Here is a 23336-nt window from a genome sequence, read left to right on the forward strand (position 1 = left end):
AAAAACGGGGACAAGCATGGCAAAGCCGATCATCACGCTCAATGGCCTAAAAATCGTCATTATGTTGGGAATGCTGGTCATTATTCTCTGCGGTATCCGTTTTGCCGCCGAGATCATCGTGCCGTTTATTCTCGCATTATTTATTGCTGTTATTCTTAACCCGCTGGTGCAACACATGGTCCGCTGGCGAGTGCCGCGTGTACTGGCGGTGTCGATTTTGATGACCATCATCGTGATGGCGATGGTGTTGCTATTAGCTTATCTGGGTTCCGCGCTCAACGAGTTGACGCGGACGTTACCGCAATATCGCAACTCTATTATGACGCCGCTGCAAGCTCTTGAGCCGTTGTTGCAACGCGTAGGGATTGACGTCTCAGTTGACCAGCTGGCGCATTACATTGATCCGAACGCGGCGATGACGTTGCTCACCAACTTATTGACGCAGTTATCTAATGCCATGTCATCAATATTTTTATTGCTGCTGACGGTGCTGTTTATGCTGCTCGAAGTGCCACAATTGCCCGGAAAATTTCAGCAAATGATGGCGCGTCCGGTTGAAGGGATGGCGGCGATTCAACGTGCAATTGACAGTGTTTCTCATTATCTGGTGCTGAAAACAGCCATCAGCATCATCACCGGCCTGGTCGCCTGGGCGATGCTCGCCGCACTCGATGTTCGCTTCGCTTTTGTCTGGGGATTGCTGGCCTTTGCGCTCAATTACATCCCTAATATTGGTTCAGTTCTCGCGGCAATCCCCCCTATCGCTCAGGTACTGGTGTTTAATGGCTTCTACGAAGCGTTGCTGGTGCTGGCGGGATATCTGCTGATTAATCTGGTCTTCGGCAATATTCTGGAGCCGCGCATCATGGGACGTGGGCTGGGGCTTTCCACATTGGTGGTATTTTTGTCGTTGATTTTTTGGGGATGGTTGTTAGGACCGGTGGGTATGCTGCTTTCCGTGCCGTTAACAATTATTGTCAAAATTGCGCTTGAACAAACAGCGGGAGGTCAAAGCATCGCCGTTCTGTTAAGCGATCTCAATAAAGAGTGACGGCCTCCGCAGAGGCCGTCAGGGTTACAGAGCTTTCAGGATTGCATCCACGCTGGCTTTGGCGTCACCAAACAGCATGTGGGTGTTTTCCTTGAAGAACAGCGGGTTTTGCACACCAGCATAGCCAGTGTTCATCGAACGTTTAAAGACAATCACGTTCTGCGCTTTCCACACTTCCAGCACAGGCATACCAGCAATAGGACTCTTCGGATCATCCTGCGCCGCCGGGTTAACCGTATCGTTAGCACCAATCACCAGTACGGTATCGGTATCAGCAAAGTCATCGTTGATCTCGTCCATTTCCAGCACGATGTCATACGGTACTTTTGCTTCAGCCAGCAATACGTTCATATGTCCAGGCAAACGCCCCGCAACCGGGTGGATACCGAAACGCACGTTGATACCACGAGCGCGCAGTTTCTCGGTAATTTCAGCGACAGGATATTGCGCCTGCGCGACTGCCATGCCGTACCCCGGAGTAATGATCACTGAATGGGAGTTTTTCAGCAGTTCCGCTGTCTCTTCTGCGGTGATTTCGCGGTGCTCGCCCACTTCCTGATCATCGCCAGTAGAAGAGCCGTCGGTGCCGAAACCACCCGCAATAACGCTGATAAAGGAACGGTTCATCGCCTTACACATAATGTAAGAAAGGATAGCCCCCGAAGAACCGACCAGCGCACCGGTCACAATCAGCAGGTCGTTGCTGAGCATAAAGCCCGCAGCCGCAGCCGCCCAGCCGGAGTACGAGTTCAGCATCGACACCACCACTGGCATATCTGCACCACCGATGGAGGCGACTAAATGCCAGCCGAATACCAGCGCAATGGCGGTCATTATTAGCAATGCCAGCACTTGCAGGCCGACGCTGTCCGTGCGAACAAATACAATCAGCAGCAGGAAGGAAACGACCAGAGCCGCCAGGTTCATTTTGTGACGGTTTGGCAGCATCAACGGTTTAGACGAAATCTTGCCACACAGTTTGCCGAACGCCACCACCGAACCCGTGAACGTTACCGCCCCGATGAAGATACCGAGGAACACTTCCGTCAGGTGAATATTGACCAGAATCGGTGCCATTCCCGCGTCATGATGCAGATAGCTGTTAAAGCCAACCAGCACTGCCGCCAGACCCACGAAGCTGTGCAGGATCGCCACCAGTTCTGGCATTTCGGTCATTTCAACTTTCTTCGCCAGACGGATACCAATTGCCCCACCAATGACCATCGCCAGCAAGATCCAGCCAACATTACCCGTATCCGGTCCAAAAATGGTTGCGATTAACGCAATCGCCATCCCGGCGATACCGAAGTTGTTACCCTGGCGAGACGTTTCATGTTTCGAAAGACCGGCCAGACTGAAGATAAACAGGATCGCGGCAACAATGTATGCAGCTGTAACTAATCCTCCAGACATATGTTACCCCTTAATTTTTGCGGAACATTTTCAGCATGCGCTGAGTCACGGTGAAGCCACCGAAAATATTAATACTGGCTATAAGCACCGCGATAAAACTAAGGAAGCTAACCCAGCCGCCCTGGCCAATCTGCAACAGTGCTCCGACAACAATAATCCCTGAAATCGCGTTGGTGACCGACATCAACGGTGTATGCAGCGCATGCGATACATTCCACACCACGTAATAACCGACAACGCAGGCCAGCGCGAAAACGGTGAAGTGCCCAAGAAACTCTTTCGGCGCAACGCTTGCCAGCCAACCGAAAAGGATGATTGCCAGCGCCATCAATGCGTATTTACGCCACGGTGAGCAGGCACATTTTTCCTCAGTTTTCACTTCCGGTGCCGCTTTTTGTGCCGCCTGCGGCTGAGCTGATACCTGAATCGGCGGTGCCGGCCAGGTAATTTCGCCCGCACGGATCACGGTCACGCCGCGAATCACCACATCATCAAAATCAACAGTGATATTGCCGTCTTTCTCTTTGCACAACAGTTTCAGCAGATTAACGAGGTTAGTACCGTAAAGCTGTGAGGATTGCGTCGGCAGACGGCCCGGAAGATCGGTATAACCAATCACTTTGACACCATTTTCCGTAGTGAAGATTTCACCCGGCACGGTGTATTCACAGTTGCCACCGTTTTGGGCTGCCAGGTCGACAATCACACTGCCCGCCTTCATGGAGTCAACCATTTCACGGGTAATTAGCTTCGGCGCTGGTTTGCCTGGAATAAGCGCGGTGGTGACAATGATATCGACCTCTTTTGCCTGGGCGGCAAAGAGTTCCATTTCCGCTTTGATGAACGCGTCCGACATCACTTTGGCATAGCCATCGCCGCTGCCCGCTTCCTCTTTAAAATCCAGCTCGAGGAATTCCGCGCCCATACTTTGAACTTGTTCTTTCACTTCCGGGCGGGTGTCGAATGCACGCACAATCGCGCCGAGACTGTTTGCTGCGCCAATGGCGGCCAGACCTGCAACACCCGCACCAATCACCATCACTTTTGCCGGTGGCACTTTCCCGGCCGCAGTAATTTGCCCGGTAAAGAAGCGCCCAAATTCATGTGCCGCTTCAACAATGGCGCGATAACCGGCGATGTTCGCCATCGAGCTTAGTGCGTCCAGCGATTGTGCGCGTGAGATACGCGGCACAGAATCCATCGCCATCACGGTCACGTTACGTTCCGCAAGTTTTTGCATTAATTCCGGATTCTGCGCAGGCCAGATAAAACTCACCAGCGTTGTCCCAGGATTCAGTAACGCAATTTCATCATCTAACGGCGCATTGACCTTCAGAATGATCTCTGACTGCCAGACGCTATTCCCTTCTACAATTTCAGCGCCCGCTTGCACAAACGCTTTATCGTCAAAACTTGCCAGTTGACCCGCGCCGCTCTCTACCGCGACGGTAAAACCCAGTTTCAGCAGCTGTTCCACTGTTTTTGGCGTTGCTGCAACACGGGTTTCATTGGTTAACCGTTCTCTTGGTATGCCAATTCGCATGATATTCCCTTCCATCGGTTTTATTGATGATGGTTTGCCTGTGTCAGGAGCCACACAAGCCGCTCATGTACGAGCTAAATGTTACTCCGTTAAAATAAATTAGTAACAAACGCCCTATAACGTACTGAAAATTATGCCTGTGATCTAGCGCCAAAAATCAGTATTTCGGCGTGAACTCGCAAAATATTAACGATTCAGCCGTGATAGTGGGATAAACACCTTAGAACGCCGGATAAAGACTGATAATTGTCTTCGACGGTCGGGTAAAACGAGACATCGCCCCGGCACGAATCACTACTTAACATTAAATTAACTTATACAATTCAGTTGCTTCAGTAGTAATGATGCTGATACGGCTGTTTTTTAAGCATAGACGGTCATTTGAGCAGGATTAAAATTGGCTTAAGGAATGTGATATGAAAAATGACGCAGACAGTTACACCGTTTAAATGCAATAATCAGCCACGTTTCTCGTTAATAACAATACCAGTACCTGGTTTGCGCAAGGCGAAGGATTATTTTTATGAAGCTTAAGAACACCCTCCTGGCGTCGGCACTGCTTTCTGCTACGGCATTCTCCGTTAACGCAGCAACAGAACTGACACCGGAGCAAGCGGCAGCGGTTAAACCTTTTGACCGTGTAGTGGTTACCGGTCGTTTTAATGCTATTGGCGAAGCGGTGAAAGCCGTTTCTCGTCGCGCAGATAAAGAAGGTGCCGCCTCTTTTTATGTTGTCGACACTTCTGATTTTGGTAACAGCGGTAACTGGCGTGTGGTCGCTGACCTCTATAAAGCCGATGCTGAAAAAGCAGAAGAAACAAGTAATCGCGTAATTAACGGTGTTGTCGAACTGCCGAAAGATCAGGCTGTTCTGATTGAACCGTTTGACACGGTCACCGTCCAGGGCTTCTATCGTAGCCAGCCAGAAGTCAATGATGCCATCACCAAAGCAGCAAAAGCGAAAGGTGCCTACTCTTTCTACATTGTTCGTCAAATCGATGCCAACCAGGGCGGCAACCAGCGTATTACTGCATTCATCTATAAAAAAGATGCTAAGAAACGTATCGTCCAGAGCCCGGATGTGATCCCGGCAGATTCCGAAGCAGGACGTGCAGCTCTGGCTGCCGGTGGCGAAGCCGCGAAGAAAGTTGAGATCCCAGGTGTTGCGACTACCGCATCACCAAGTTCTGAAGTCGGTCGTTTCTTTGAAACCCAGTCATCAAAAGGCGGACGTTACACTGTCACTCTTCCTGACGGCACTAAAGTCGAAGAACTGAACAAAGCGACAGCAGCGATGATGGTCCCGTTCGACAGCATCAAATTCTCTGGCAACTACGGCAACATGACCGAAGTCTCCTATCAGGTTGCGAAACGTGCCGCGAAGAAAGGTGCTAAGTATTACCACATCACCCGCCAGTGGCAGGAACGTGGTAATAACCTGACCGTCAGCGCAGATCTGTATAAATAACTATTCAGTTACTCCTATAAGGCGGCTTGATGCCGCCTTTCGCATTTTTAGTCACAAATTTCCCCGCGACCATTGCATGCAGACACATCTCTTCGTAAAATCCCGCGCTTCAGTGGCAAACTCCATTTTTATGCGTTTTGCCCTAATATTTATTCTTCTTATCACGTTTTAATCACTGGATATCGATGGAAAAGAAACTGGGACTGAGCGCACTCACCGCGCTGGTATTAAGCTCAATGCTGGGCGCGGGTGTTTTCAGTCTGCCGCAAAATATGGCGGCAGTTGCCAGCCCGGCAGCACTGCTCATCGGCTGGGGTATTACTGGCGCTGGCATTTTATTGCTGGCCTTTGCCATGCTGATCCTCACGCGCATTCGTCCCGAACTTGACGGCGGTATCTTTACCTATGCCCGCGAAGGGTTTGGCGAGCTAATCGGCTTTTGTTCCGCATGGGGATACTGGCTGTGCGCAGTCATCGCCAACGTCTCCTATCTGGTGATCGTTTTTTCCGCGTTAAGCTTTTTTACGGACACGCCGGAATTGCGCCTGTTCGGCGATGGTAATACCTGGCAATCGATAGTCGGTGCATCGGCTTTATTGTGGATTGTTCACTTTTTGATCCTGCGCGGGGTGCAAACCGCTGCCAGCATTAACCTGGTGGCGACACTGGCAAAATTGTTGCCGCTGGGTCTGTTTGTTGTGCTGGCGATGATGATGTTCAAACTGGATACCTTCAAGCTCGACTTCACCGGACTTGCACTTGGCGTACCCGTGTGGGAACAGGTGAAAAACACCATGCTGATCACCCTGTGGGTTTTCATTGGTGTGGAAGGTGCCGTGGTTGTTTCTGCGCGTGCGCGTAATAAACGTGATGTTGGCAAAGCGACACTGCTGGCGGTTCTCTCCGCTCTGGGCGTTTACTTGCTGGTAACGCTGCTTTCGCTGGGCGTGGTGGCACGTCCTGAACTGGCTGAAATTCGTAACCCGTCAATGGCCGGTCTGATGGTGGAAATGATGGGACCATGGGGCGAAATCATCATCGCTGCCGGTTTGATCGTTTCCGTTTGCGGCGCGTACTTAAGCTGGACCATCATGGCGGCAGAAGTTCCGTTCCTGGCTGCCACTCATAAAGCATTCCCACGCATTTTTGCGCGCCAGAACGCACAAGCTGCGCCATCCGCCTCGCTGTGGTTGACCAACATCTGCGTGCAAATTTGTCTGGTACTCATCTGGCTGACCGGTTCCGATTACAACACGTTGCTGACCATCGCCTCAGAAATGATTCTGGTGCCCTATTTCCTGGTCGGCGCGTTCTTGCTGAAAATCGCAACCCGTCCACTGCATAAAGCGGTAGGTGTCGGTGCCTGCATTTATGGCTTATGGTTATTGTATGCCTCTGGTCCAATGCACTTGCTGTTATCCGTTGTTCTGTATGCGCCGGGGCTGCTGGTTTTCCTGTATGCGCGCAAAACGCATACACATGATAATGTACTGAACCGTCAGGAAATGGTGCTGATTGGCATGCTGTTAATTGCCTCAGTTCCGGCGACCTGGATGCTGGTGGGATAACGTTCATCCCATCGTTGGATAGCAAAGGAGATAACGATGGGTAAAGCCCAGCCCTTGCCAATATTAATTACTGGCGGAGGTCGTCGCATCGGCCTCGCCCTCGCATGGCATTTCATTAATCAAAAGCAACCGGTGATTGTCAGCTATCGGACACACTATCCAGCCATTGATGGACTGATTAATGCAGGTGCGCAGTGTATTCAGGCTGATTTTTCGACCAACGACGGTGTGATGGCGTTTGCCGATGAAGTACTAAAAAGCACCCATGGTCTGCGTGCTATTTTGCATAACGCCAGTGCGTGGATGGCGGAAAAACCGGGTGCGCCACTGGCCGACGTACTGGCTTGCATGATGCAGATCCACGTTAATACCCCATACCTGCTCAACCATGCGCTGGAAAGATTACTGCGTGGGCACGGACACGCCGCCAGCGATATCATTCACTTTACCGATTATGTGGTGGAGCGCGGTAGCGACAAACATATTGCGTATGCTGCAAGCAAAGCGGCACTGGATAATATGACCCGCTCGTTTGCCCGCAAGCTGGCACCGGAAGTGAAAGTGAATTCTATTGCGCCATCGCTGATCCTGTTTAATGAACATGATGATGCCGAATATCGACAACAGGCGCTGAATAAATCACTGATGAAAACCGCTCCTGGCGAGAAAGAAGTGATCGACCTGGTCGATTACTTACTTACCAGTTGTTTTGTCACCGGACGCAGTTTCCCACTTGATGGCGGTCGTCATCTGCGTTAATGCAGCTTTATCCAGCATATAATCAACACCCATGCGCTTATCCCCCAACACGCAACAGAACCAACAAAAGCGGCGGGCAAGCGCATCATTCCGGTGAAATACCACAGCGACACCAGGTAAACAAAATAGGGAATAATCGACCACATACTAAAAATGATGGTTGCGCGTAAGGCTTCAATGCCGCGTTCGCTGGCAACAATATAATGCGCGATAAGCGCAAAGGTCGGGAAAAGTGGAATCAGCCCGGCGATATAATAATTTTTCGTTTTTGCTAAAACACCAATCAACAGCACTACCAGCGCACCGAGCGCGGCTTTGATTACCAGCCCCATTTTTTTACCTTAACACTTCCATAACAAGTCATCAGTAGAATACCTGATGAAAACTTGTTTAGAAACGATTGATAGTAAGTAAAAACAGCGCGGTGTATTGTGACGTTTTTATATCTACCGTGAATGTTATGAACACTATCGTATTTGTGGAAGATGATGCGGAAGTCGGTTCACTGATTGCCGCGTACCTGGCAAAACATGATATGCAGGTTACCGTAGAGCCGCGCGGCGACCAGGCCGAAGAAACCATTTTGCGAGAAAATCCGGATTTGGTGTTACTCGACATCATGCTACCAGGCAAGGACGGCATGACCATTTGTCGTGATTTACGCGCAAAGTGGTCTGGACCGATTGTTCTTCTAACCTCTCTCGATAGCGATATGAACCACATCCTGGCACTGGAAATGGGTGCCTGCGACTATATTCTCAAAACGACGCCCCCTGCTGTTTTGCTAGCGCGTTTACGTTTGCATTTGCGTCAGAATGAGCAAGCCACACTGAGCAAAGGTCTTCAGGAAACGTCTCTGACTCCCTACAAAGCCCTGAATTTCGGCACGTTGACCATCGATCCCATCAACCGCGTAGTCACCCTGGCTAACACTGAAATCTCGCTCTCGACAGCTGATTTCGAATTATTGTGGGAATTAGCTACCCATGCCGGGCAAATCATGGACCGCGATGCATTGCTGAAAAATTTACGCGGCGTCAGTTATGACGGACTGGATCGTAGCGTGGACGTGGCTATTTCGCGGTTAAGAAAAAAACTGCTCGATAACGCCGCAGAACCTTATCGCATTAAAACTGTGCGTAACAAAGGCTATCTTTTTGCGCCTCATGCATGGGAATAAGCGATGAAAAAACTGTTTATCCAGTTTTACCTGTTATTGTTTGTCTGCTTCCTTGTGATGTCTCTGCTGGTTGGGTTGGTGTACAAATTTACCGCCGAACGCGCGGGCAAACAGTCGCTGGATGATTTGATGAACAGTTCGCTGTATCTGATGCGCAGCGAATTGCGTGAGATCCCCCCACACGACTGGGGTAAGACGCTGAAAGAGATGGATTTAAATCTCTCTTTCGATCTGCGTGTCGAGCCATTGAGTAAATACCATCTTGATGATATTTCCATGCACCGACTGCGTGGCGGCGAAATTGTCGCCCTGGACGATCAGTACACGTTTTTGCAGCGTATCCCGCGCAGCCACTACGTGCTGGCAGTTGGTCCTGTTCCTTATCTTTATTATCTCCATCAGATGCGATTGCTGGATATCGCCCTGATCGCTTTTATTGCTATTTCCCTCGCCTTTCCGGTGTTTATCTGGATGCGTCCGCACTGGCAGGATATGTTAAAACTGGAAGCAGCGGCGCAACGATTTGGCGATGGGCATCTCAATGAGCGTATCCACTTTGATGAGGGTTCGAGCTTTGAACGACTTGGTATCGCATTTAACCAGATGGCGGACAATATCAACGCCTTGATTGCCAGCAAAAAACAGCTTATTGACGGTATCGCTCACGAACTGCGAACACCGTTAGTGCGCCTGCGTTATCGACTGGAGATGAGCGATAACCTGAGCGCCGCCGAATCCCAGGCGTTGAATCGTGATATCAGTCAACTTGAAGCTTTAATTGAAGAGCTGCTGACTTATGCCCGACTCGATCGCCCACAAAACGAGCTTCATCTTAGCGAACCAGACCTGCCGTTGTGGCTGTCAACGCATCTGGCAGACATTCAGGCAGTAACGCCCGATAAAACGGTACGGATTAAAACGCTCGCGCAAGGCCATTATGCGGCGTTGGATATGCGCTTAATGGAGCGCGTGCTGGATAATTTGCTCAATAACGCCCTGCGGTACTGCCATTCAACGGTTGAAACCAGCCTGCTACTGTCGGGGAATAGAGCGACATTAATTGTTGAGGATGATGGCCCAGGGATTGCCCCAGAAAACCGCGAACATATCTTTGAACCTTTTGTTCGCCTCGATCCCAGCCGGGATCGCTCAACCGGCGGCTGCGGGCTGGGGCTGGCAATTGTCCACTCTATAGCACTGGCAATGGGCGGTACGGTTAATTGTGACACCAGCGAACTGGGTGGTGCTCGCTTCTCGTTTAGCTGGCCGTTATGGCATAACATCCCGCAATTTACCTCTGCCTGACACTACGCGCACGATGGTCAAGTCACCACGACTGTGCTATAAAATAAGTATGTTGTAACTAAAGTGGTTAATATTATGGCGCGTTACGATCTCGTAGACCGACTCAACACTACCTTTCGCCAGATGGAACAAGAGCTGGCTACATTTGCCGCTCATCTTGAGCAACACAAGCTATTGGTTGCCCGCGTGTTCTCTTTGCCGGAGGTAAAAAAAGAGGATGAGCATAATCCGCTTAATCGTATTGAGGTAAAACAACATCTCGGCAACGACGCGCAGTCGCTGGCGTTGCGTCATTTCCGCCATTTATTTATTCAACAACAGTCCGAAAATCGCAGCAGCAAGGCCGCTGTCCGTCTGCCTGGCGTGTTGTGTTACCAGGTCGATAACCTTTCGCAAGCAGCGTTGGTCAGTCATATTCAGCACATCAATAAACTCAAGACCACGTTCGAGCATATCGTCACGGTTGAATCAGAACTCCCCACCGCGGCACGTTTTGAATGGGTGCATCGTCATTTGCCGGGGCTGATCACCCTTAATGCTTACCGCACGCTCACCGTTCTGCACGACCCCGCCACTTTACGCTTTGGTTGGGCTAATAAACATATCATTAAGAATTTGCATCGTGATGAAGTCCTGGCACAGCTGGAAAAAAGCCTGAAATCACCACGCAGTGTCGCACCGTGGACGCGCGAGGAGTGGCAAAGAAAACTGGAGCGAGAGTATCAGGATATCGCTGCCCTGCCACAGAACGCGAAGTTAAAAATCAAACGTCCGGTGAAGGTGCAGCCGATTGCCCGCGTCTGGTACAAAGGAGATCAAAAACAAGTCCAACACGCCTGCCCTACACCACTGATTGCACTGATTAATCGGGATAATGGCGCGGGCGTGCCGGACGTTGGTGAGTTGTTAAATTACGATGCCGACAATGTGCAGCACCGTTATAAACCACAGGCGCAGCCGCTTCGTTTGATCATTCCACGGCTGCACCTGTATGTTGCAGATTAACGCCCGGCTTTCATACTGCCGACCATCTGTTCTGGCCGTACCCAGCTGTCAAACTCGGCTTCGCTAAGATACCCCAGCGCAAGGGCCGCAGCTTTTAAGGTCAGCCCTTCTTTATGCGCTTTTTTGGCGATCTCCGCGGCTTTGTCATAACCAATGTGGGTGTTAAGCGCAGTCACCAGCATCAGCGATTCATTGAGTAATTGATTGATTCGCTCACGATTCGGTTCAATACCCACTGCGCAGTGTTTGTTAAAACTTTCCATGCCATCTGCCAGCAAGCGCACCGATTGCAGGAAATTGTGGATCACCATTGGACGGAAGACGTTCAGTTCAAAGTTACCGGAAGCGCCCCCCATGTTGATCGCCACGTCGTTCCCCATCACCTGACAGCAGAGCATGGTTAATGCCTCACACTGTGTTGGATTCACTTTCCCCGGCATGATTGAGCTGCCCGGCTCATTTTCCGGGATTGAGATTTCACCAATTCCGCAGCGCGGGCCAGAGGCCAGCCAGCGGACATCATTGGCGATTTTCATCAGTGACACAGCCAACCCTTTCAACGCGCCGTGCGCCTGAACCAGGGCATCACAGGTCGCCAGCGCTTCAAATTTGTTCGGCGCGGTAACAAACGGTGCACAGGTAATGACTGCCAGTTCATCTGCTACGCGACGCGCATACTCCGGATGGGTATTTAGTCCAGTACCCACCGCTGTACCGCCAAGAGCCAGTTCCGCTACGTGAGGCAGGCTGTATTCGATATGTTTGAGATTATGCTCGAGCATCGCTACCCAGCCGGAAATCTCCTGCCCTAGTGTTAGCGGCGTGGCGTCCTGCAAGTGGGTTCGACCGATTTTGACGATATCGGCAAATGCACGCGATTTTTCACTCAGTGTCTGTGTCAGGGTTTTAAGCTGCGGAATGAGTTGCTTGCGCAGCGCCAGCAGCGCCGCAACGTGCATCGCCGTCGGAAAGACATCGTTGGAACTTTGGCTTTTGTTCACGTCGTCGTTAGGGTGAACTTTACGTTCCATCCCGCGCACGCCGCCGAGTAATTCACTGGCCCGGTTAGCCAGCACTTCGTTCATGTTCATGTTACTTTGCGTGCCGGAGCCGGTCTGCCAGATAGCCAGCGGGAATTCGTCGTCATGCTGTCCTGCCAGTACTTCATCCGCCGCCTGCCGAATGGCGCTCGCTTTCTCTTCAGACAACAAGCCTAAATCTTCATTAACTTTTGCCGCTGCGCGCTTGGTTAGCGCCAGCGCATGAATCAGTGAGGTGGGCATTTTCTCCGTCGAAATGCGGAAATGCTCCAGCGAGCGTTGAGTTTGTGCGCCCCACAGCTTATCTGCCGGGACATCAATCGCCCCCATCGAATCTTTTTCGCTGCGTACTGTATTCATGGCCTGCTCCTCACCTGTTTAATTTTTTCTTTCTGTTTTGCTTTCGTTAAGCAACTTTTAGCTCACTTATTATTTACTATTTGATAACAAATGTTTGGTTTTTCGTGCCATGTAAAAAAACCGCCCCGAAGGGCGGCTCTGTTTATTTCACACAGCGAGTGCACTGTGTGAGTTGTATCTGCTGGAAGAAGTCATTTCCTTTATCATCCACAAGGATAAACGCCGGGAAATCTTCCACTTCAATTTTCCAGATGGCTTCCATTCCCAGTTCCGGATATTCAACACATTCCAGGCTCTTAATACTTCCCTGCGCCAATACAGCGGCCGGACCACCGATACTGCCAAGGTAGAAGCCGCCGTGTTTTTTACAGGCATCCGTCACCTGCTGGCTGCGGTTGCCTTTCGCCAGCATGATCATACTTCCGCCCTGCGCTTGCAGTTGATCGACATAAGAATCCATCCGTCCGGCGGTCGTTGGGCCAAGAGAACCGGAGGCATAACCTTCCGGCGTTTTGGCCGGACCCGCGTAGTAAATCGGATGATCTTTAATGTACTGCGGCAGCCCTTCACCGTTATCCATCCGCTCTTTCAGTTTGGCGTGAGCAATATCACGACCGACGATAATCGTGCCGTTAAGCGATAAGCGTGTAGAAACGGGATACTGCGACAACTGTGCGAGGATCTCTTTCATCGGACGGTTAAGGTCAACGCGCACCGCTTCGCCTTCTCCCGCTTTACGCAGCTCTTCAGGGATATATTTACCTGGATTATGTTCCAGTTTTTCGATCCAGATCCCCTGACGGTTGATCTTCGCTTTGATATTACGGTCAGCAGAGCAGGAAACACCCATACCAACCGGACAGGATGCGCCGTGACGTGGCAGGCGAATCACGCGTATGTCGTGAGCGAAGTATTTACCACCAAACTGCGCACCCAGACCGAGATTTTGCGCTTCGATCAGCAATTCTTTTTCCAGTTCCACATCGCGGAATGCCTGACCGTGCTCATTCCCTTCCGTTGGCAGTTCGTCATAGTATTTAGCGGAAGCCAGTTTCACTGTTTTAAGGTTAGTTTCTGCAGAAGTTCCACCAATTACGAACGCAATATGATACGGAGGACAGGCCGCCGTACCCAGCGTGCGCATCTTCTCAACCAGGTAATTTTTCAGTTTCCCCGGCGTTAGTAACGCTTTGGTTTCCTGATAGAGATACGTCTTGTTTGCCGAACCACCACCTTTGGCGATACAGAGGAATTTGTACTCGTCGCCATCAACGGCATAAAGATCGATCTGCGCTGGCAGATTGGTGCCGGTATTCACCTCTTTATACATATCCAGCGGCGCGTTTTGCGAGTAGCGCAAATTATCTTCGATATAAGTGTTATAGACACCGCGCGCCAGCGCCGCTTCATCACAGCCACCGGTCCATACACGCTGCCCTTTTTTACCAACAATAATCGCAGTGCCGGTATCCTGACAGGTTGGCAGAACACCTTTCGCCGCGATGTCGGAGTTGCGCAGGAATTGCAGCGCCACATATTTATCATTTTCGCTGGCTTCCGGGTCACGCAGAATGTCGGCCACCTGTTGTTGGTGAGCCGGACGCAGCATAAATGACGCATCATGAAATGCCTGACGCGCCAACAGAGTTAACGCTTCGGGTGCGACTTTCAAAATCTCCTGCCCTTCAAATTCAGATACGCTAACGTGTTCGCTGGTTAGCAGGTAATACTCAGTATCATCTTTTTTGAGTGGAAAAGGAGCCTGATAATGAAAGGGTTTGTTTGACATTGTTCTCTCACTTACTGCCTGGTTTGGTTATGCTCTGGGCGGGTGTTCCGTTGCCCTGTTAAAAGCGAGTAACAATATCCTACACACTTTTTTAACAAAAACTGAGACTAGTACGACTTTTTGCGGCTCCAGGTTACTTCCCGTAGGATTCTTGCTTTAATAGCGGGATTAATTTCCACATTAAAACAGGGATTGATCATGCAAAAACTCATTAACTCAGTGCAAAACTATGCCTGGGGCAGCAAAACGGCGTTGACTGAACTTTATGGTATGGAAAATCCGTCCAGCCAGCCGATGGCCGAGCTGTGGATGGGCGCACATCCGAAAAGCAGTTCACGGGTGCAGAATGCCGCCGGAGATATCGTTTCACTGCGTGATGTGATTGAGAGTAATAAATCGACTCTGCTCGGAGAGGCCGTTGCCAAACGCTTTGGCGAACTGCCTTTCCTGTTCAAAGTATTATGCGCAGCACAGCCGCTCTCCATTCAGGTTCATCCAAACAAACGCAATTCTGAAATCGGTTTTGCCAAAGAAAATGCCGCAGGTATCCCGATGGATGCCGCCGAGCGTAACTATAAAGATCCTAACCACAAGCCGGAGCTGGTTTTTGCGCTGACGCCTTTCCTTGCGATGAACGCGTTTCGTGAGTTTTCCGAGATTGTCTCCCTACTCCAGCCAGTCGCAGGTGCACATCCGGCAATTGCTCACTTTTTACAACAGCCTAATGCCGAACGTTTAAGCGAACTGTTCGCCAGCCTGTTGAATATGCAGGGTGAAGAAAAATCCCGCGCGCTGGCGATTTTAAAATCGGCGCTCGACAGTCAGCAGGGTGAACCGTGGCAAACGATTCGTTTAATTTCTGAATTTTACCCGGAAGACAGCGGCCTGTTCTCCCCGCTGTTACTGAATGTGGTGAAATTGAATCCTGGCGAAGCGATGTTCCTGTTCGCTGAAACACCGCACGCTTACCTGCAAGGCGTGGCGCTGGAAGTGATGGCGAACTCCGATAACGTGCTGCGTGCGGGTCTGACGCCTAAGTACATTGATATTCCGGAACTGGTTGCCAATGTGAAATTCGAAGCCAAACCGGCTAACCAGTTGTTGACCCAGCCGGTGAAACAAGGTGCAGAACTGGACTTCCCGATTCCAGTGGATGATTTTGCCTTCTCGCTGCATGACCTTAGTGATAAAGAAACCACCATTAGCCAGCAGAGTGCCGCCATTTTGTTCTGCGTCGAAGGCGATGCAACGTTGTGGAAAGGTTCTCAGCAGTTACAGCTTAAACCGGGTGAATCAGCGTTTATTGCCGCCAACGAATCACCGGTGACTGTCAAAGGCCACGGCCGTTTAGCGCGTGTTTACAACAAGCTGTAAGAGCTTACTGAAAAAATTAACATCTCTTGCTAAGCTTATTAAAGGCTTATAACACCTTCAGGCGGCCAGTCCGCCTGATTTCATTTTATGGATAATCATTATGAATAAATCGCTGGTAGCGGTAGGCGTCATTGTTGCGCTAGGCGTAGTCTGGACAGGCGGCGCATGGTATACAGGCAAGAAGATTGAAACCCATCTCGAAGACATGGTCGCGCAGGCGAACGCGCAACTCAAACTGACAGCTCCTGAATCCAACCTGGAAGTGAGTTATCAAAACTATCATCGCGGCGTATTCAGCAGCCAGTTGCAACTGTTGGTGAAACCCATTGCCGGGAAAGAAAATCCGTGGATTAAAAGCGGTCAGAGCGTCATCTTCAACGAATCGGTTGATCATGGTCCCTTCCCGCTTGCCCAGCTTAAAAAACTGAACCTGATCCCGTCGATGGCATCAATTCAAACCACGCTGGTTAATAACGAAGTAAGCAAACCACTGTTTGATATGGCAAAAGGTGAAACGCCTTTTGAGATTAACTCGCGCATTGGTTACAGCGGTGATTCCAGTTCCGATATTTCGCTCAAGCCACTGAATTACGAGCAAAAGGATGAAAAAGTCGCCTTTAGCGGCGGCGAGTTCCAGTTAAATGCGGACAGAGACGGCAAAGCTATCTCCCTTTCCGGGGAGGCGCAAAGTGGTCGGATAGACGCAGTTAACGAATACAACCAGAAAGTGCAGTTGACCTTTAATAATCTGAAAACCGACGGTTCCAGCACGCTGGCAAGTTTTGGTGAGCGCGTAGGAAACCAAAAACTGTCACTGGAAAAAATGACCATTTCGGTGGAAGGCAAAGAACTGGCACTGCTGGAAGGCATGGAGATCAGCGGTAAATCGGATCTGGTCAATGATGGTAAAACGATCAATAGCCAACTGGATTACTCGCTAAACAGCCTGAAGGTACAGAATCAGGATCTGGGCAGCGGCAAGCTGACTTTAAAAGTCGGCCAGATTGATGGTGAAGCCTGGCATCAGTTTAGCCAGCAATATAACGCGCAAACTCAGGCGCTGCTGGCACAGCCAGAAATTGCCAACAATCCCGCACTTTATCAGGAGAAAGTGACGGAAGCCTTCTTTAGCGCCCTGCCGCTGATGTTGAAAGGCGATCCGGTGATTACTATCGCACCGCTAAGCTGGAAAAACAGTCAGGGTGAAAGTGCGCTGAATCTGTCGCTGTTCCTGAAAGATCCGGCAACGACTAAAGAAGCGCCGCAAACGCTGGCGCAGGAAGTGGACCGCTCGGTTAAATCTCTGGATGCGAAACTGACCATTCCGGTGGATATGGCAACTGAGTTTATGACTCAGGTAGCGAAGCTGGAAGGTTATCAGGAAGATCAAGCGAAAAAACTGGCGAAACAGCAAGTTGAAGGTGCATCAGCAATGGGGCAGATGTTCCGTCTGACCACCTTGCAGGACAATACCATCACCACCAGCCTGCAATATGCTAACGGTCAGATAACGTTAAATGGGCAGAAAATGTCGTTAGAAGATTTTGTTGGCATGTTTGCGATGCCAGCTCTTAACGTTCCGGCTGTACCGGCAATTCCGCAGCAGTAATTCACGACCAAAACGCCGGAGAATTTTCACTCCGGCGTTTTCATCTGAAAACAAACCAGAGATTGCCTGATGCGCTACGCTTATCAGGCCTACCTTTACCTGCAACACTTTGAATTTATGAGTTTTTGTAGGCTGGATAAGGCGTTTACGCCGCATCCGGCATAAAAAACGCGCACTTTGTCAACAATCTGAAACGCCGGAGGTTTTTCTCTCCGGCGTTATTTCTTACTTCAGCATAAAGTCATACTGAATACTCATTTTCACATCCCAGTAATTCAGGCGATCGCCCAGCGCACTGCCATCGCGCTTTTCCCGCCCTTTATCGGCAGCAAGAAAGAAATTCATCCCTTGTAACGGCCCTTCGCTGACCCGATAGTTCATACCACCTAAGATACCCGCGCCTTCAATCCGCACATCTCGTTTACTGGATTCATAGCCGCGAGTCACAATCGGTGCAAATGTCAGTGTAAATTGCGGCGTTAAACGATAGTTGACGCCCAATTGCCAGGACTGCATTCCTTCACGGTTACGATCAAGACTTAATGAAAAGGGATAGCCAATGTCGGTATCCACCACGGCACCATTCATTGCATGGCGCAAATAACCACCACTGCCAAATACGCTTCCCCACGGCGCATTCCAGGTCACTTGTCCACTAACCAACGCCGTATCATTGGGCTGGCTGGTATTACGACTTAAACCTTCGAGTTGCGCGTAAAAGCCGAGCAACTCCCCTTTCAACGTATAATTCGGGTCGAGCGGTATGCCTTTCTCGAGAATACTTTGTATCTGATTGGAAACATCTTTCTGTACCGATCCCCCCAGAGAATAGCGACTGGTATCATCATGCCAACTGGCGGCTAAAAAAGAACGTGCGCGATGTTTATCGTATTTTCCCGTCTGGCTGTTATACACCCCTTCATCACGAATACCGGTTGTTGAATCGGTCCATAAAAATACTCGTGAACGCCACATTCCCCACAGATCAATATTTGGCGTTAACGCCCAATAACCTAATGCTCCTTCAGAAACTGTCGGTAATGTACGTTGCGAACTGCCAGCCATTAACGGAATACGATAAGGTAAGCTACCGTAACTATAATCCGTCCCGAAGCGACCTAATTTAAGCAGGCTATTTTCACTGGGTTTTATTTTTACTGCCCCTAGGGCAAAGCCAAAACTTTTATCACCATCAAGATACCACCGGGTACTCATATCAGCACGAGCACCTAATTTATAAACATAATACGCCCCGCCTTCAACGCCAATAATATTGGAATAATAACCACTATTGAAATCGAGCAATCCTCCCTGTACCCATGCGTAAATATCTCTTCCCGCGCCAGCACTGGGCTTATCAGCCCTGCGCAATTCGTTTTTCAGTCTGATGCGTAGTCCCGCTTCATCGTCAGCCAGTTGCGCCGCATAAGCAGAGGTAAGGCCAGAGGCAGCCGTCAGGCAAATAACGGCCATGGCCACTATTTTTCTCATAGTTGCACCTTTGATGTTCTGATTATTTTTATTGAATATTAATTAGTGATATCGCTGATTAATTGCTGCTGCACTTTTTTACGATTATCAATTTCAACCACGATTTCTTTGAATTTTTTATCCGTGAGCGGATAAAACCAGATAATAACGAATGCCAGTAGCATAAATCCGCAAGGTACTAAGGCAATTGATGTGCGGATGCCCATAATAACTTCCGGCGTTTGCACCTGATTGGCGATATATCCGCTTAATCCCAAAATAAAGGCAGGAATTGAACCTCCGATTGCCTGACCGCATTTACGGGTAAATGAGAATAGTGAATAGGTGAGCCCTTCAATTCGCACGCCGGTCAGGTATTCACCGTATTCTACGGTATCAGCTTCCAGTGCCCACATCACAGTCATAGTAACGCCCTGACCAATTGAAGCGATGGCCAACGCAACCAACGCCACCGGCAGTGACCAGACGGAAACCCAGAAGAATAGCAGATAACCGCAGGTTCCCAGCAAAGCGCCAATCAGGAAGGTATTCTTTTTACCGATCCTCGCGACCATCCCCGGCACCAGCGGTGCCGATGCCACAGTACCGACCAGGTTTTGCACCAGTACCAGCACAGTAAACAGCCCGGTATCATTTAACACATAGCGCACGTAGAACAACGACGAGGCGCTAACCGCGAAGGTCGAAATCAGCACACACAGCGCACCGATGCACAACATAAACAGCGGGCGATTCCGTTTCAGGGTTTGCAGACTGATCTTCAATGACGGCTGCGCCACGATACGTACCACATTCTCACGCGTCGATTTGAAGCAGATGAAGTAAAGCACCATTCCGGCAATCGCCAGCACAATCGTCCAGAAATGGTATACCGACACCATCTCTTCCGGGCTGGAGTTCTTAATGCTCGGTCCTATCAGAAATGCCAGGCAGACAAAGGTTAATGAAGCGGCAATCCCGCGAGCCGCGCCCAGACGGGCGCGGGATTGTGGTTGTTGGGTCATCGCGGTAGCAAGTGAACCATAAGGAATATTCACCAGGCTGTAGCAAAGCCCGAGGCCCATGTAGGTCAAATATGCATACACCACTTTGCTACCATGGCTCCAGTCGGTCGGCACCCAGAATACCAGCACGCTGAAGATCATTAACGGCGCAGTACCGAAGAGTAAAAACGGGCGGAATTTTCCCCAGCGGGTATTCACACTGTCCACCACTCGTCCGGCAAAGACGTCGGCGAAGGCATCGAATACCCGCACCAGTAACAGCATGGTGCCCGCCGCAGCGGCACCGACGCCAGCGACGTCGGTGTAGTAACTCAATAGGAAGAGCGCCCCCATTGCGAAGGCGAAGTTATTGGCGACGTCACCGAGGCTGTAGCCGACGATGGTGCGCCAGGAGAGTTGTTGATTCATTGTTTGCCTCCCTGCTGCGGTTTTTCACCGAAGTTCATGCCAGTCCAGCGTTTTTGCAGCAGAAAAGCCGCCGACTTCGGTTTGCGGTCGCGAGTGAAGATCCCTTTCTTGTTACCGCCAACGCGCAATATGCCTTGCGAGGTCGCAAAATCGGCGAAATTCCATACCTGTTCACCGACGACGGCGCTGACGCGATCAAAGACGCGGTGATACATATCCAGCCATGCACACTGATACTCTTCACTCCACATGTCGGTGTACATTGAGTGCAGCCCGGCTAACGTATCCACGCCGTATTCGGTGATGATAATCGGCTGATGCAGTTTCTCCTGCCAGGCAGAAGTTCTTTTTCCAGTACCTTCTCTGCCGTTTCCAAATCGCCGCTTTGGACATACCATCCGTAATAACGGTTCAGGCACAGCACATCAAAGAGATCGCTGATGGTATCGGTGTGAGCGTCGCAGAACATTACATTGACGCAGGTGATCGGACGCGTCGGGTCGAGTTTACGCGTTGCTTCCGCCAGTGGCGCGAAATATTCCCGTGCACCTTGCGGACGGGTATCCGGTTCGTTGGCAATACTCCACATCACCACGCTTGGGTGGTTTTTGTCACGCGCTATCAGCTCTTTAATCGCCTGTAAGTGCGCTTGCTGAGTTTCCCCGTTGACTGCCTCTTCGCTGTACAGTTCTTTCGGCTTGTTGCCCGCTTCGAAACCAATGCCTAAAGAGAGGTTAAAGCCGACAGCAGCAGTTTCATCAATCACCACGATGCCATGTTCATCTGCCCAGTCGAGCATCTCTTCAGCGTAAGGGTAATGCGAGGTACGGTAGGAGTTGGCCCCAATCCAGTCCATTAATGCGTGGTCGTGCACCATCAGCACGTTATCGAATCCTTTGCCACGCAAGTCCGCATCTTCATGACGACCAAAGCCAGTAAAGTAGAACGGTTTGTGGTTAATCAGGAACTGTTCGCCCTTCACTGCCACTGACCGGATGCCGACGCGAAGCGGGTAGATATCACACTCTGTCTGGCTTTTGGCTGTGACGCACAGTTCATAGAGATAACCTTCACCCGGTTGCCAGAGGTGCGGATTCACCACTTGCAAAGTCCCGCTAGTGCCTTGTCCAGTTGCAACCACCTGTTGATCCGCATCACGCAGTTCAACGCTGACATCACCATTGGCCACCACCTGCCAGTCAACAGACGCGTGGTTACAGTCTTGCGCGACATGCGTCACCACGGTGATATCGTCCACCCAGGTGTTCGGCGTGGTGTAGAGCATTACGCTGCGATGGATCCCGGCATAGTTAAAGAAATCATGGAAGTAAGACTGCTTTTTCTTGCCGTTTTCGTCGGTAATCACCATTCCCGGCGGGATAGTCTGCCAGTTCAGTTCGTTGTTCACACAAACGGTGATACGTACACTTTTCCCGGCAATAACATACGGCGTGACATCGGCTTCAAATGGCGTATAGCCGCCCTGATGCTCCATCACTTCCTGATTATTGACCCACACTTTGCCGTAATGAGTGACCGCATCGAAACGCAGCACGATACGCTGGCCTGCCCAACCTTTCGGTATAAAGACTTCGCGCTGATACCAGACGTTGCCCGCATAATTACGAATATCTGCATCGGCGAACTGATCGTTAAAACTGCCTGGCACAGCAATTGCCCGGCTTTCTTGTAACGCGCTTTCCCACCAACGCTGATCAATTCCACAGTTTTCGCGATCCAGACTGAATGCCCACAGGCCGTCGAGTTTTTTGATTTCACGGGTTGGGGTTTCTACAGGACGTAACATAAGGGACTCCTCATTAAGATAAAAATACTGGTCAACCTTTAATCTGATTAGTTAACCAATTCTGTGTTGCACACAGTTATCTGTGAGAAACCCATGGAAGAGAAATGGAAATAAAAAGAACTGACACCGCGATCAAAAAACCAAAAACTGCAATACCCACAGCGTGATATTGATCGCATTAATCTTTAAAACGGCGTTGACAGAAGCCATAAAATAAGCAACCGAACGTTCGTTCGAGTATATTGGGAACGATAAACTCTCATGACATATGGCTACGGTGAATATTTTTGGGGGGGAATTCTCCGATCCCGGCTAGATTGTATTTTGTACAGGGAAATTAAAGTATGAAACGCGGGCACAGTTATCACCAGCCCGCGAAATGAGAGGATCAGGATGCGGTTAAGATACCGCCAATCATCGCGCGTAATCCCTGAGCAAACGACGCTTCACGCGCCAGATCTTCCGCTTCGATATCGGCCAGTACACCGTAGGTCAGATCCAGCAGTAAACGTGAAGTCATTGACGTGTTGATGTCTGGGCTTATCTCGCCTTTTTGCTGGGCATCACGCATCCGCTGGGCAACAAATTCAGTGATCGTCATATGCTTATTTTTAAGCATGGCGGCGACCTGTGGGTTACGCATCCCTTCCGCCATAATTTCGACCACCAGCGCCCGTTGCCCAAAGGCTTCATGGGTGAGAGAGACAATAGACTCGACCATATAGTCAACAAAATGAATCCCTTCAATCGGTTCCCGGAAACGGGCCAGCGCCCTCTCCTGGTCCTGTAAGATAATCGCCTGAATCAAGGCTTCTTTGGAGATGAAATGGTGATAGAGCGTCCCGGGACTAATGGCGCAGGATTTACAGATGGCTTTCATCGAGGCACTGTGAAATCCATTTTCTGAAAAAATCTCTCTGGCAGCATTGAGGATCCGGGTCCGTGTCGGTTGTGCTTCAGTCTGCATGTTATCCATCATTAAACCATTATAGTTAGCGTGAATAACTAGTTTACCGCGTTGTCAGGTGAGCGCCTATCATTGCTGTTGAATAGTGCGAAGGCACACTCTATTCGTATGCTTTTCATCCATCTATTGGTTAACCAATAGCCGTGATTTGGCTGCCAGTTGTTTAGCAGAGACGTTGATGAATTGCACACGCTA

General features: G+C 50.2%; 17 protein-coding genes and 1 pseudogene. 9 read left to right on the top strand and 9 right to left on the bottom strand.

Annotated features, from left to right (window positions below):
- The first annotated feature begins 16 nt into the window (after positions 1-16).
- Positions 17-1051: an AI-2 transporter TqsA gene (gene tqsA, locus ACJHXA_RS02520; protein WP_001118241.1), complete on the top strand. Its 1035-nt coding sequence runs from the start codon at positions 17-19 to the stop codon at positions 1049-1051.
- A 24-nt stretch (positions 1052-1075) separates the two neighbouring features.
- On the opposite strand, the gene pntB is transcribed toward tqsA, so the two are convergent.
- Positions 1076-2464, bottom strand: coding sequence for a Re/Si-specific NAD(P)(+) transhydrogenase subunit beta (gene pntB / locus ACJHXA_RS02525; protein WP_000014036.1), 1389 nt, complete (start codon positions 2462-2464; stop codon positions 1076-1078).
- Between the two features lie 10 nt (positions 2465-2474).
- Entirely contained in the window at positions 2475-4007 is a 1533-nt protein-coding gene (gene pntA, locus ACJHXA_RS02530; RefSeq protein ID WP_001295398.1) for a Re/Si-specific NAD(P)(+) transhydrogenase subunit alpha, read from the bottom strand.
- 523 nt (positions 4008-4530) lie between these two features.
- Between pntA and ydgH the strand changes: the two genes are divergently transcribed.
- The 3 genes from ydgH to folM all read left to right on the top strand — a co-directional run bounded on the left by ydgH (position 4531) and on the right by folM (position 7802).
- The gene (gene ydgH, locus ACJHXA_RS02535; protein WP_000769322.1) at positions 4531-5475 is read left to right on the top strand and encodes a DUF1471 family protein YdgH; all 945 of its coding nucleotides are present in this window, start codon (positions 4531-4533) and stop codon (positions 5473-5475) included.
- Between the two features lie 185 nt (positions 5476-5660).
- Positions 5661-7043, top strand: a complete 1383-nt coding sequence (locus ACJHXA_RS02540) for an amino acid permease (protein ID WP_000412379.1) — start codon at positions 5661-5663, stop codon at positions 7041-7043.
- A 36-nt stretch (positions 7044-7079) separates the two neighbouring features.
- Positions 7080-7802 (top strand): dihydromonapterin reductase, encoded by a 723-nt coding sequence (folM, locus tag ACJHXA_RS02545; RefSeq protein ID WP_000513678.1) that lies wholly within the window; start codon positions 7080-7082, stop codon positions 7800-7802.
- Here the strand turns inward: folM and ACJHXA_RS02550 are convergent.
- Positions 7799-8134 (bottom strand): GlpM family protein, encoded by a 336-nt coding sequence (locus ACJHXA_RS02550; protein WP_000524868.1) that lies wholly within the window; start codon positions 8132-8134, stop codon positions 7799-7801. The two genes, folM and ACJHXA_RS02550, sit on opposite strands and share 4 nt — an antisense overlap.
- Positions 8135-8262: 128 nt before the next feature.
- On the opposite strand from ACJHXA_RS02550, the gene rstA reads away from it, so the two are divergent.
- From rstA to tus, 3 genes are all read left to right on the top strand, one after another.
- On the top strand, positions 8263-8982 hold the full coding sequence (rstA, locus tag ACJHXA_RS02555; protein WP_001092505.1) for a two-component system response regulator RstA: 720 nt from the start codon (positions 8263-8265) through the stop codon (positions 8980-8982).
- Positions 8983-8985: 3 nt separating this feature from the next.
- The gene (rstB, locus tag ACJHXA_RS02560) at positions 8986-10287 is read left to right on the top strand and encodes a two-component system sensor histidine kinase RstB (RefSeq protein ID WP_000732487.1); all 1302 of its coding nucleotides are present in this window, start codon (positions 8986-8988) and stop codon (positions 10285-10287) included.
- A 75-nt stretch (positions 10288-10362) separates the two neighbouring features.
- Positions 10363-11292 carry a DNA replication terminus site-binding protein gene (gene tus, locus ACJHXA_RS02565; protein ID WP_000135186.1) on the top strand — a complete coding sequence of 310 codons (930 nt, stop codon included), beginning with the start codon at positions 10363-10365 and terminating at the stop codon, positions 11290-11292.
- On the opposite strand, the gene fumC is transcribed toward tus, so the two are convergent.
- Positions 11289-12692, bottom strand: a complete 1404-nt coding sequence (gene fumC / locus ACJHXA_RS02570; protein ID WP_001099108.1) for a class II fumarate hydratase — start codon at positions 12690-12692, stop codon at positions 11289-11291. The two genes, tus and fumC, sit on opposite strands and share 4 nt — an antisense overlap.
- Positions 12693-12834: 142 nt before the next feature.
- Positions 12835-14481 (bottom strand): class I fumarate hydratase, encoded by a 1647-nt coding sequence (gene fumB / locus ACJHXA_RS02575; RefSeq protein WP_000066628.1) that lies wholly within the window; start codon positions 14479-14481, stop codon positions 12835-12837.
- Positions 14482-14679: 198 nt separating this feature from the next.
- Here fumB and manA point away from each other — a divergent pair, with 198 nt between their 5' ends.
- Together manA and ACJHXA_RS02585 are read left to right on the top strand one after the other, a co-directional pair.
- Entirely contained in the window at positions 14680-15855 is a 1176-nt protein-coding gene (gene manA, locus ACJHXA_RS02580; RefSeq protein ID WP_001170701.1) for a mannose-6-phosphate isomerase, read from the top strand.
- Between the two features lie 100 nt (positions 15856-15955).
- The gene (locus tag ACJHXA_RS02585; RefSeq protein WP_001043332.1) at positions 15956-17464 is read left to right on the top strand and encodes a YdgA family protein; all 1509 of its coding nucleotides are present in this window, start codon (positions 15956-15958) and stop codon (positions 17462-17464) included.
- 225 nt (positions 17465-17689) lie between these two features.
- Here ACJHXA_RS02585 and uidC read toward each other — a convergent pair whose 3' ends face one another.
- From uidC to uidR, 4 genes and pseudogenes are all read right to left on the bottom strand, one after another.
- Complete coding sequence (uidC, locus tag ACJHXA_RS02590) at positions 17690-18955, bottom strand: glucuronide uptake porin UidC (protein ID WP_001227034.1); 1266 nt, start codon at positions 18953-18955, stop codon at positions 17690-17692.
- A 38-nt stretch (positions 18956-18993) separates the two neighbouring features.
- Positions 18994-20367, bottom strand: coding sequence for a glucuronide transporter (gene uidB, locus ACJHXA_RS02595; RefSeq protein ID WP_001075858.1), 1374 nt, complete (start codon positions 20365-20367; stop codon positions 18994-18996).
- Positions 20364-22174 (bottom strand): annotated as a pseudogene (gene uidA, locus ACJHXA_RS02600) (beta-glucuronidase). The gene uidB and the pseudogene uidA overlap by 4 nt, the downstream one beginning before the upstream one ends.
- A gap of 388 nt (positions 22175-22562) precedes the next feature.
- Positions 22563-23153, bottom strand: coding sequence for a DNA-binding transcriptional regulator UidR (gene uidR, locus ACJHXA_RS02605; RefSeq protein WP_000969095.1), 591 nt, complete (start codon positions 23151-23153; stop codon positions 22563-22565).
- Positions 23154-23336 lie beyond the last annotated feature (183 nt).

It is taken from the genome of Escherichia sp. WS33 (genome assembly GCF_046486385.1).
Lineage (GTDB): Bacteria > Pseudomonadota > Gammaproteobacteria > Enterobacterales > Enterobacteriaceae > ECMA0423.